Genomic DNA, 13,404 nt, shown 5'->3' with positions numbered 1-13,404 from the left:
AGACCGGGGGATATCTCGGATTATATCATAATATTAAAAATATATTTGAAAAATTTAGAAATTTTGCTTATAAAACTAAAAATAGCATTTTTGCTTTATGCAAAAATGCTATTTGTCTACAAACTGACATGATTTATTAAATCTTAATAAGTCATGTGTTTCTTATATAAAAATTTCCTGTTATAAAAATTTAATTTTATATTTTTTTTCTAATCTCCTAGGAAAATATGATAATTTAGCATTTCTCAATCCTAATATACCCATATCATCTTGTCTATTTACATATTTAACATTTTTATAATATCTTCTTACAAATTCCCTATTAATAAATGAATATATTCCATTATATTTTTTATTGCATTTTTCAACATGAATAATAGCCATTTCATTATTTATATTCTCGCCTATGGTAAGTCCTTGGATTTTACCATCTATATATATTGCCATAGCATCTAAATTTAAAAATTCTTTATTTATTAATATATCTTTAATACCTTCTAATTCATATTTTAAAGCATCTGATTTATTATTTTTCATTTCATACCATTCTTCACAAAACTTTATGCTATCATTTACTATATACAACCTATTCACATCTAATACTTCAAATTTATAATTTTTCATAAAACAGTTACAATGATTACGTTTTTTATTATATTTTCTGCCACATAAATTTAATAATTCTCCTGTTACATATATATAATCAGAATTTCCTTTTTGAATTTCCCCATAAATTTTTTCTTCAAATTCATTTATTAAGTATAATAAAAATTCCTTTTCAACATCTCCAAATAAATATTTCCCCTTAGAAATACTTTTTAATAAGGGAATAATTTCTTTAATATTAAATTTATTTTTACTTAATGGTTGCATAAAATATATAACTTCTTCACTTTCTTCTTTTTTTATTATTAATATATTATTTAAAATATCATACTTAGTATTAAATCTATTTCTCCACATATATAAAGTAGTAAATGAATACTCACAACTTTTAAATTTATATTTTTTTAAATAATCTGTAAAAATTTCTTTATCTTTTAATTGTAAATCTTTAAACATTTATAATGTACCTCTCCTAAAATTACTTTAATAAAACTATATAAAATTATCTTTTAATATAATCTATCTAAGTTTTCAAGATTTAAAATACATACTTTCATTGTATATTAAATAATTTACCAAATAAATCTTAAATTACAGTGAAATTTCAAATTTAATTGGTAAATTATCTAATTAATTTTTATCTATCTACAGTAATAACCTTTATTAGTACAGCAATTATCTGCACAATAATTGCTTGTATAGCATCTATTTTCATAACAATTATTACAATCATCAAAACAAATAATTTTATAACAACATTTTCTTGGTATATAACATTTTTGAGGTATGCAACACTCTTGTTGAGGTATACAACATTGTTGTGGAATGCAACACTCTTGAGGTATGCAACATTGCTGAGGAATACAACACTCTTGAGGTATACAACATTGTTGTGGCTTACAACATTCTTCAGGCATGCAACATTGCTTAGGAATACAGCACTCTTGTTGAGGTATACAACATTGTTGAGGTATACAACACTCTTTTGGCTTACAACATTCTTCAGGTATGCAACATTGCTTAGGAATACAGCACTCTTGTTGAGGTATGCAACACTCTTGAGGTATGCAACAACATTGTTGAGGCTTGCAACAGCAATTACACTGCTTACATACATAGCAATCAGCTCTTCCACAACAACACATAAACTGGTTACCTCTATTGGTAAAATATTTATTCATAATATCTCCTTCTTTTAAATTATTTTTTATCTTAAAGTTTAAAAAATATTCTCATTTCTTTAGGTATCATATTAAACAATGTAGTAATTTAACTAATATTAAATAAAATCTCAATAATAATTATACTTATTTTAGGTTAAACAATTTCTCATTCTACACTTTTCACAAGTACAATATGGCTGTTCTATACATACTGTTTTACAATACTTTTCTGATAATTTATTCATACAAACTACAGTAATTAAATCACATATGGATTCACCACACTCTACATTTATTTTTAATATTCTTGGAGTTATATAATATCCACAACACATAGTTGCAAAGACTAATTTATACATTCCAGGATTCGTTATTTTAAAACAATACATTCCCATACAATCTGTAGTAGTTTTTAATATAACTACATTAGCCTTCATCAAAAATACCTCTATGCATTCTACACCTAAACAAGTACATTTATCAATAACTTTACCACAAATACATGTTTCAATTATACAAGGAACTTTTTTAAGAGGTACATCCACATCTAACTTTTTATCTCCAGAATTAATAGTAAAACATTTTGTTCTTCCATTTTCATCTACAAAATTTCCTGCTGTTACAAATCCATACCCTGGTTTTGGCACAAATATACCATAATATTTTCCTGGTTTAACTCCCCTAATTAAATACATTCCTCTACTATCTGTTATTTCAGTATACTGTGTTGGTGTTTCTGTATCACAATCATATAAAGTAATTTTTACTCCTCCAACGCCAGGTTCTCCAGGCTCTTCTATACCATTTTCATTTAAATCTAACCAAGCTTTATCCCCTACAATAGCTAATTTTATTATTCCTGCATCAATATTTAATTTTGCTTCATTTCTTCTTAAATCTATATTATCAGTTCTTCCTGTTAATTGATTTACTTTAGAATTTAAATTGTCATCTAACCCTGCATTTTTTATTGTAAATTCTGTATTATCTTCTTTAATAAACTCAACTATATAGTTTCCTGACCTTAAATTATCAAATAAATACTGACCATTTAAATTAGTTCTAGTATTTCTTATAGATGTTGTTAAATTATCAGCTAAATATAAATTAACTCTTATATTGCCAACTCCAGGCTCATTACCATCTTGAATTCCATTTCCATTTAAATCTTCCCATACAAAATCTCCAATGGAACTTTTCACTACATCTGTTGTTACTGGTGGTGTTTCTCTATCTCCACCAGAAAAAGTTATTCTAGCTTTATTAACTATAGGGTTAGGATTAGGTAAAATATTACCTATTCTAACTTTAAAAATAACTGTAGAACGTTCATTTGGTTGCATAGTACCTATTAATATGCTATTTTGAGGATTATCATTTGGTCTAGATAAATTATTGACCTGTACAGATCCATTTACAAAAATTGTACCTGCAGGTATTGAATCTAACATTTTCACGTTTACTATAGGAGCTACGCCCTTATTTATAATTGTTATAGTATATAATAATTCATCTCCTATTTGTGCCGTTGTTAGATTTACAGTTTTATCTACATCTACATTTTTTATATCAATTAAAGGAGCATCTACAAATAAATTTTGTTCTCCTGATTGAATATGAAAACAACCTCCTCTACCATTTGTATCTACCAATCCACCTACTGTTACAAAATTATATCCTGGTGGTTTTGTAAATATTGCATAATATCTTCCTGGTAATACATTTGTTATAAGATATTTTCCATTTCTATCAGTAATAGCTGTATATTGCGTTGCACTATCATCACTACAATTATATAATGTTACTAATATATTACCTACACCTGGTTCATCAGGTTGCTGAACTCCATCTTCGTTTCTATCTAACCAAGCTGTATCTCCTATGGTAATTGGTTGTATTAATCCTGCATCAATAGTTAAATCAGTTATTCCTCTTGCTAAAATTATATTATCTGTCCTTCCTGTAGATATATTTACCTTAGAATTTTTTGTATTATCTACTCCTGCACCTTTAATTGTAAAATTGTATCCAATCAGTTTAACAAATTCTACAATATACTCTCCTGACCTTAAATTATCAAACAAATAATATCCATTCGCCTGTGTTACTTCTGTTCTTATAGCATTATTTAAATCACTAGATTTATATAACTTTACAGTAACTCCATTAACTCCTGGTTCACCACCATCTTGTATTCCATTACCATTTAAATCATGCCATACAAAATCTCCTATAGAACTTTTTTCAACATTAGTTACTGTAGGCGGTGTTTCTTCTTCTCCTCCTTCAAAAATTATAGTAGCTTTATTTACTATTGGATTAGGCACGGGAAGAACTTTTCCTATTTTAACCTTAAAAGTAACAATAACTTGTTCATTTGCATTAACATCGCCTATATTTAATCCACTATCTAAATTTACATCACTAACAACTCTTCCTCTTACCGCTATAGAACCTGGAATAAAGGTAGTTCCTGATGGAATTTTATCTTTTAATTGTACATTTTTTACAGCCAATACTCCTCTATTTAATATTGTTACTGTATATAATAACTCATCTTCTAACTCAGCATTTGCAAGATTTACAGTTTTATTTGTAGTTATATTTTTTATATCAATTAAAGGTGCATCTACATCTAAATTTTCTTCTCCTGATTGAATAGTAAAACATTTTCCCTGCCCATTTATATCTACAAATCCACCTACTGTTACAAATTCATATCCTACTGGCTTAGTAAATATAGCATAATAACTACCTGGTAATACATTTGTTATAAGATATTTTCCATTATTATTCGTAATTGCACTATATTGAGTTCTTGTGTCATCATTACAATTAAATAAGGTAATATTTACATTTTCAATTCCTGGTTCTCCTGATTGTTGTATACCATCTTTATTACTATCTAACCAAACTGTATCACCTATGGTAATTGGTTTTATTAATCCTGCATCAATAGTTAAATTATTTTCTGCTAAACCTAAAGATATGCTATCGGTTCTTCCTGTAGCAATAATTACTTTTGAATTTTTTGTAACATCTCTTCCTGCATTTTTAATAGTAAAATTAAATCCATTGGGTTTAACAAATTCTACAATATACTCCCCTGATTTCAAATTATCAAATAAATATCTTCCTCTTAAATCTGTTATAACAGTTTTTATAGCATTATTTAAATTATTAGATTGATATAGTCTAACAGTTACTCCCTGAATCCCTGGTTCACCACCATCTTGTATTCCATTACCATTTAAATCATGCCATACAAAATCCCCTATAGAACTTTTTACCACATCTGTTACTACTATTGGAGGTTCTTCTTTTCCACCATCAAAAATTATAATAGCTTTATTACTTACCGTTTTAGGAATAAAGTCTGAATCATTTATTTTTACTTTAAAAGTAACTGATACTATTTCTTTTGATGCAATTTCACCTATATTAATCCCAGTTCCTAAATCACCATCTGCTACACGTCTTCCTCGTATAGTTATAGAATTCGAAACAAATACTGTTCCTTCTGGAATTTTATCTATTAATCTTACATTTCTTATAGGTTTTACTCCATCGTTTATAATTTCTATAGTGTAAGTTAATTCCTCACCTATTTCTGCTGTTGCTTTATCTACAGTTTTTTTAGTTTTTACATCTTTTATATCAATTAACCCTGCATCTATATTTAATTTATTTTCATTTTTACCTAAACTTATATTATTAGTTCTTCCAGTACTTTGAATTGCTTTAGAATTTTTAGTATTATCTGAACCTGCATCTTTAATGGTAAAGTTATATCCATTTGGCTTTACAAATTCTACAGTATAATTTCCTGATTTTAAATTATCAAATAAATATTCTCCGTTCGAACCTGTTACAGCAGTTTTTATAATTCTACTTAAATTATTAGATTCATATAGTCGTACAGTTACGTTTTGAATTCCAGGTTCACCATTATCCTGTATTCCATTACTGTTTAAATCAAACCAAACAAAATCTCCTATGGAGCTTTTTATTACATCTGTTACTACTATTGGAGGCTCTTCTCTTCCTCCATCAAAAGTTATGACAGCTTGATTAGTTACTTGCTGAGGAATAGGCAAAGTTTCTTTTATGACTACTTTAAATGTTACTATTACAGTTTGATTTGGCTGAATTTCTCCTATATTAAGATTGTTATCTAAGTTAATGTTATTTTTAACTATTCTATCTATTGTTATAGAATTTGGAATAAAAGTTGTTCCATTAGGAACTCTATCTATTAACTCTACATTTTTTATAGATTTTATTCCATTATTGGTAATAGTTATTGTATACGTTAATTCTTCTCCAAGCTCTGCTCTTGTTTTATCTACACTTTTTATAGTTCTTACATTTTTTATATCAATTAATCCTGCATCAATATTTAAATTATTCTCATCTTTACCTAAACTTATATTATTAGTTCTTCCAGTACTTTGAATTACTTTAGAATTTTTAGTATTATCTGAACCTGCATCTTTAATGGTAAAGTTATATCCATCGGGTTTTTCAAATTCTACAGTATAATTTCCTGATTTTAAATTATCAAATAAATAAATTCCACTAGTATTTGTTATAACGGTGTTTATAGGAGTATTTAAATTGCTAGATTCATATAATCTTACTGTTACATTTTGAACTCCAGGTTCACCATTATCCTGTATTCCATTTCCATTTAAATCATACCATACAAAATCTCCTATAGAGCTTTTTACTACATCCGTTACTACTATTGGAGGTTCCTCTTCTCCTCCATCAAAAGTTATGACAGCTTGATTGGTTACTTGTGATACAATAAAACCTGTCTCATTTATTCTTACTTTAAATTTAACTATTAAAGTTGCATTAGGTTGTATATCGCCTATATTAATATTATTATCTAATGTAATTCCACTTCTAACTATTCCATTAACTGTTATAGAGTTTTGTACAAATGTTGTTCCCTGTGGAAGCCTATCTATTAATGTTACATTTTCTACTTTAAAAACTCCATTATTAGCAATTGTTATTGTATAAGTTAATTCTTCTCCTATCTCTGCACTTCTTTTATCTACACTTTTGGTTACTTTTACATCTTTTTCATCAATTAAAGGAGCATCTACATCTAAATTTTCTCCACCAGATTGAAGTGTAAAACATTGACCTTTTCCATTAACATCTACAAGACCTCTAGTAGTTATAAATCTATATCCAACAGGTTTAGAAAAAACAGCAAAGTAACTTCCTGGCTTTACATTTTCAATAATATAAATACCCTCTAAATTAGTAGTAGCTGAATATTTAACAGTACTTTGACTTGTATCAGTACAATCATATAAATTAACAGTTACTCCACTAATACCTGGTTCATTTATATCTTTTATACCATCTTCATTTAAATCTAACCAAACAGTATCTCCAACTCTCCCTAGTTTAACTAAGCCTGCATCTATATTTAAGTTTGCTTGTCCAGCAGTTAAAGTTATATTTTCTGTTTTTCCTGAAGTCTCTCTAGCTTTAGAATTTTTAGTAATGTCACTTCCCTGATCTTTAAGAGTAAATTGAAATCCATTAGGTTTTTTAAAGGTTATAAAATAATTTCCTGGTTCTAAATTATCAAATAAATAAAATCCTGGCTCACCATTAAAATTATTTGTGGTAAAAGTAGAACCTAACGAAATTCCATCACTTTTATATAATTGGACTTCTACCCCATTCACTCCAGGTTCACCAATATCTTGAATACCATCTCCATTTAAATCATGCCATACAAAATCTCCAATTTTAACTTTTCCATTGCCAACTTCTTTAACTTCAACTCCTACCTTTTCTGGCTCTACTGGCAACAAATTTTGAATTTGACCATTCTCAGTATAAGTCCCTTTTAAAGCAAAGCTATTCCATGCAACTAACCCTGTAGTTACACCTACTGGTGTAACAGCTTTAACTGTTATTACTAACTTTTCACCTTGATTAAGATTTAAATTAGAGCTTGTTATTTTAAAAGCACGATTATTAGTTATAGGAACTGGTGCAATATTACTCCAATTACCTATTCCTATGGTTTGTCCTGTATTATTAAATCTAATAGGATCATTACTTGTAGAATATTCTATTATTAAATTAGGAGTTGGTGTTCTTGAAGGAGATATTATTGCTGTAACTTCAGATACTTCATAAACTGTAAATTGCGAATTTCTAGGAGTAATATCTATCACTCCCGTATCTCCTAAACGTGGTAAAATATCTATAAGTTCTATACTATTTAAAACCGAAGCTCCAACATTCTCAATAGTTAATTTATATTCAATAACTCCTCCTGAAAATGTATTTCCAACTTGTGGTTCCTCTATAAAATCACTATCTAAAGGTCCTTTTACTTTTTTATCTGAAGCTATACTTTTAGTAATTATAATATTATTTCTTACTTCATTACTTTCAAGTAAAGTTTCATCTCTTATACCATCTCCATCTCTATCATCACTATCTGTATATTCTTTACTTCCTCTTAATATATTTCTCGTATCTACTATACCTTTATTTCCTTTATTACCTAGAACTCCAGTATTAATTATTTCTCCTTTAGCTCCCTTTTTAACTTTAACATCAAATTCTACGCTAAAGTTTCCTCTTTGTTCTAATTTAAATCCATCATTAAATTTATACCTTATTAAGGTTTTTCCAGTACCATTAAAATTATTTATATTTTCAACTATAACTTTAGAACCTTTTGCTTGAAATGTACTATTATTACCTTCTAAATTTTCATTATCAAAATAATTGTAATATTTATAATACTCATTATTTGTATACTCTAATTTATCATCTAATAAATCAGTAATTATAGGATTATCAATTTGAGATTTATCAGCTACTACTCTTAATTTATATCTTATAGTTTGTCCTGAAATTACATCTGTATTGGGGGAAATCTCTTCTTTTATAATTCTTAATTCTGATAATCCATCAATTATTGTTGTATAATATTCTTCTTCATTTACACCATTATCAGCTTTTAATTCTACTTTATTAATTATATTTTGAGATGTTGTATTTGAATTTATAACTCCATCTATAGCTAATCGCTCACAATTACTATAACCTACAGGTAATCTAGGCAAGCTCCATCTTATTTTCGTAATTTTTTGTCCTAAAGAAACTTTGTTTGTTAAATCAATAAATTGAGCCTGATTAGTTGCATATGTGCCCAAATTAATAAATGTACCACTATTATTAATTTCATAATCTATAGTCATATTAACACTATTTAAATAAAAGGCTTTACTTACTAGAACAATACAAAAATCTCCTATATTTATTCTATTAACAATTACTTCCTCAGGTATGGTATCAATAATTTGCACATTAGTTAAATCTTTATTTCCTGAATTTCTAACAAATATTTCATAACTTATTCTATTTCCTGCACTAGCATGAGTAGGTCCTGATTTAATTACATCAGCTCTATAATTATCATCTGCTACATTAGTTGTAACAATAATTGGTGGTTTAGGAGGTGTTGGTGGATCTGCCGTCCATGTTACTCTGTTATTTATTGCATCCCCTATATTAAAATTTGTTGGAACTTTTACAGCATATATAAATTTATATTCTGTTCCAAAATATTCTGATAGTGTAAATGTAACAGTATTAGAAGTGCTCCTTACTGTTAAAGTATTTGTTCTTTTATCATATCCCGATATATCTGTACCTGTAGGTGATGTAATGGAATTATCAATAGATACTCCCGAAAGTAATGTATCTACAATTCTTACATTAGTTATTTTTGCACCTAAGTCACCTTGTCCACCTTGACTTTTCAATTTATTTCTTAACGTTAAAATGTATATTAAAATTCCACCCACACTAGGTCCTACTCTATCAGGTATTATAACCTCTTTTGTTAATTCAAAATCAGGATTTAATATTAAAGTTACAGGTGGTGATGATCTTTCTATAGGTGCATCACTATTAACTTTTAAAATAGCTTTATTGATAAAAGTAGTTCCATTATCTGTACCAAAGCTAAATCTACAACTTAAATCTAAGGCAATGGCTTGACCTAAATCTGTAATGGATCCAAAATCAAATGTAATTTTTTTTCCTCTTTGTCCATTTACAGTTGTATCTTCTTCTTTTTTATTCTTTAAAAGTCCTCCAATAGGTGGTAATGTATATTGTATATAATCTGGAATAAAATCTTCAATAGTAGCTAAAGCTATAGCTCCTTGTATGCCACTAAAGGAAGCATTTATGGTATATCTAAAACTTTCTTGTAAATTAACTTGAGTTTTATCTACTGTTTTAGTAATAGTACCTGCTGCTACTTCTAAATCAGCTAAGTTTATATTATTATTTCTTTTATTTTCTTTAATTAAATTAATGTAAAGAAGGTTCATTTAAACTCCCTCCTTTCTTTTAAAACCAATTACTTAATTTATACATTATTATTATATTAATAACTCTGTAAGTTTGTTCAAAAAAAACAATATTTTTGTATATTTTTGTCTAAAAAAATAAAAACACACAAAATATTGTTGATTAAATTAATAAAAGGAAGTGCTTTTTAAACACTTCCTTTTCCTTTATTCAACTTGAGTTAATAATCTTTTCATAACATCTTTTAATTTGTTTTTTCCTAGTTCTTCATGAGCCAATAAAATTACTACTTTTATATCATTATCTGAAGGATCCCATTTATAAGCTCTTATATCAAAAATAGAATCTTCAGGAATAAACTCTTCTAAATCAGTTGCTAATTCTTCAGCTAATGTTATATATTCGTTAAATAATTCATCATCTTCTACTTCATCTAAATTATAATCTTCCATTAATATCTCATTTAAAATATTTAAGCTTATACTTAAATTAAAAGCAACTATATCTTCTCTTTTTGAACCTTTACTCATATCTTTAATTACTTTAAAAAGAGAATTTTTTTCTAAATTTTCTTTTATATCCTTACTATCTACTACTCTATTGCCAAATACTATGTACATTTTATCATCTCCAAACTAATTAAATTCCTATAAATTATAACACTTTATTCTATATATATTCCACTTACATTGTTAAATTATTAAATAAATCAATTTATATATTAATATGTCAATAAAAAATGTATTTTAACAAATATATTTTTTATTGACATATTAATATATTTTATGATAAAATATTAATTTACTTTACCAAAGAAATGTGCTATACTATATAATATAATGTTATACTACATAATATGGAGGCGAGGCTTTTGTTTCATGTTGGGGATAAAATAGTTTATCCAAATCAAGGTGTAGGCACTATACAATACATAGAAGATAAAGAGTTCTGTGGTGAAATTCAAAAATATTACAAAATCCATCTAATAAACAATAATATGGATGTTTTAATTCCAGCCAAAAGATTAGAACATTGTAATTTACGTGGAATAAGTGATATTAATACTTTAAACAATCTTTTAAGTGATTTTAAACATCCTGATTTTGATTTGGAAAATTTTATTAGTAGTACTTCTAAACAAAGAATTATAGATAACAATGAAAAACTTAAGGTTGGTTCATTAAAAAATTTCTTTGAAGTAGTTTATGATTTAACTAAATTAAATGCTGTAAAATCACTTAATTTAAATGAAAAGCAAATTCTTTTTAAAGCAAAAAAATTTTTATTAGATGAAATAAGCTTAATTAAAAATATTTCTGAAGAAGAAGCAGATGAATTTTTAAATGAAAACTTAATAATACATTAAATATTTTTTATATTTTTAAGCCTTTATTTAGTAAAAAATCTCTTAAAGAATTAATTTTCTTTAAGAGATTTTTAATATATTTTTAATTAAAAGCTTTATAAAAATCACTTTCTTTATTTATAAAAAATTCTAAATCATTAAAAGAAATTTTAAAAGTTATAATACCTGAAGAATATGGAGCTATTTCATAAGGATTAAAATATATAAATAAACATTTATCATTTACATAAAACCCTACATTTTCATTTATCCCTTTAAAACCATCTTGAAAAATTTTATATTCTGACATTTCTTTTATTTTATTTTCTATAATGTTATTTATTTTTTCATCCCATTTAGAATTTTCATAAAATAAATCCTTTAATTTATAAAAAACTCCTGTATTTAAATCAATAATTGGAGTTTGTTTTTTAGATATACCATGTGCATCTCCTATAGTATAGTGATATGAATTAATATTGGGAATAAATAAATTCTTATTAAAAAATTGAACTTCAAAATTTGTATAATAATAGTTTTTTAAATATACATTTTCATCTTTACTTTCTTCATAATACATTGATAAACTTTTAAGTATTCTATTTACTTTCTGTTGCTCTTTTTTATTTTTCATTCCATTTAACTTAGGATAATATACTAAATAATTTATATTTCCTTTATATTTTACTTTTATCACTGAATATTTTTTATTTAATTTTATAAATATATTGGGATAATAAATAACTTTACCATTTACTTTTAAATAATAAGGGTTATAATCTATATCAGCATAAATTAAATTATCTTTAATTACCAAAGATCCACTTCCCTTTACCTTTGGTAAATCATCCATAACTTTGCACATTCTATCTATGAAAAATGTATTTTTCATATCATAAACTGATGCTACATTTTCTTTATACTCATCTATATTTAAATATTTAAAATTACATAATAAATTCCCTTCTAAATCACCTATTGCATAAAGATTTATTAAATTGTTTTTAATATGTTCTAATGGTAAGCCTAAAGCTAATCTATCATCATCTATAAATTTTATATTGTTATAAATAGGTGGATAAATATATTCCCCTCTAATATTTATAACTCCAAATAAATCTATATTTTCTTCACAACTAATTATAGCTAAATTATTTTTAACCATACCTGCTGTAGCATATTTTTGTGAAATTATAATATTTCCTTCAATATCTATATATCCGTAAGGTCCTTCATCATTATTAGAATATGTCATGAATTTACCATTAAACTTATCAATATATTTATAACTAAAATTTTTAATTTTTTCACCTAATTTATTTATTAAAAAATATTTTTCCTCATCCTTTATAAGAGCATAACCATTTATAAACTTACTAGCCTTTACATATTTAGGAATAATTATTTCATTTCCAAATTTATCTATATAACCATATAACATTATTCCATTTTTATCTTCTCTAGCTACAACATACATGTTTTCTCCATAATATTCAATAAAGTCATATTCTATTTTATTTAACTTATTTCCACAAATATCAATAATTCCTTTTTTACCCTCTAAATCATAAATAGCCAAATTATTTTTATAATTTAATAATTCATTATATATAGGTTTAACTATATATTGTCCTTGTAAATTTATAACTCCAAAAAGATCATTTTTTTTAACTATAGCCACTTTGTTATTATAAAAAAAACTTGCATATTGAAATTCGGGATAAATAACCCAATTGCCTTTATTATTTATATATCCATAAAAATTTCCTAACCTTGTATTGCTAAAGGCAGGATATAAAGAAGTTGAAAACTCTTCATAATAATTCTTATAATACTTTTTTACTAAATTCATTTTTTCTTTTCTGCTTTTAGATGACATTATAAACTCCTAAATAATATTTATATTAACTATATTTT

6 protein-coding genes are annotated in these 13,404 nt (G+C 25.9%); 1 reads left to right on the top strand and 5 read right to left on the bottom strand.

The window, feature by feature from the left end; genetic code table 11:
- Nucleotides 1–180: 180 nt before the first annotated feature.
- The 4 genes from GBZ86_RS07220 to GBZ86_RS07205 form a co-directional block, all read right to left on the bottom strand.
- Nucleotides 181–1,062, bottom strand: a complete 882-nt coding sequence (locus GBZ86_RS07220; RefSeq protein ID WP_152889163.1) for a DUF2156 domain-containing protein — start codon at nucleotides 1,060–1,062, stop codon at nucleotides 181–183.
- 185 nt (nucleotides 1,063–1,247) lie between these two features.
- The gene (locus tag GBZ86_RS07215) at nucleotides 1,248–1,787 is read right to left on the bottom strand and encodes a hypothetical protein (protein WP_152889161.1); all 540 of its coding nucleotides are present in this window, start codon (nucleotides 1,785–1,787) and stop codon (nucleotides 1,248–1,250) included.
- Nucleotides 1,788–1,918: 131 nt separating this feature from the next.
- Complete coding sequence (locus GBZ86_RS07210) at nucleotides 1,919–10,162, bottom strand: SdrD B-like domain-containing protein (RefSeq protein ID WP_152889159.1); 8,244 nt, start codon at nucleotides 10,160–10,162, stop codon at nucleotides 1,919–1,921.
- A gap of 186 nt (nucleotides 10,163–10,348) precedes the next feature.
- The gene (locus GBZ86_RS07205) at nucleotides 10,349–10,762 is read right to left on the bottom strand and encodes a hypothetical protein (protein ID WP_152889157.1); all 414 of its coding nucleotides are present in this window, start codon (nucleotides 10,760–10,762) and stop codon (nucleotides 10,349–10,351) included.
- A 251-nt stretch (nucleotides 10,763–11,013) separates the two neighbouring features.
- Here GBZ86_RS07205 and GBZ86_RS07200 point away from each other — a divergent pair, with 251 nt between their 5' ends.
- Nucleotides 11,014–11,508 carry a CarD family transcriptional regulator gene (locus GBZ86_RS07200; RefSeq protein WP_170272179.1) on the top strand — a complete coding sequence of 165 codons (495 nt, stop codon included), beginning with the start codon at nucleotides 11,014–11,016 and terminating at the stop codon, nucleotides 11,506–11,508.
- A gap of 82 nt (nucleotides 11,509–11,590) precedes the next feature.
- Here GBZ86_RS07200 and GBZ86_RS07195 read toward each other — a convergent pair whose 3' ends face one another.
- The gene (locus GBZ86_RS07195) at nucleotides 11,591–13,366 is read right to left on the bottom strand and encodes a WG repeat-containing protein (RefSeq protein WP_152889153.1); all 1,776 of its coding nucleotides are present in this window, start codon (nucleotides 13,364–13,366) and stop codon (nucleotides 11,591–11,593) included.
- Nucleotides 13,367–13,404 lie beyond the last annotated feature (38 nt).

Source organism: Clostridium tarantellae (genome assembly GCF_009295725.1).
Classification (GTDB): domain Bacteria; phylum Bacillota; class Clostridia; order Clostridiales; family Clostridiaceae; genus Sarcina; species Sarcina tarantellae.
This window is presented reverse-complemented; position numbering and strand designations above follow the sequence as displayed.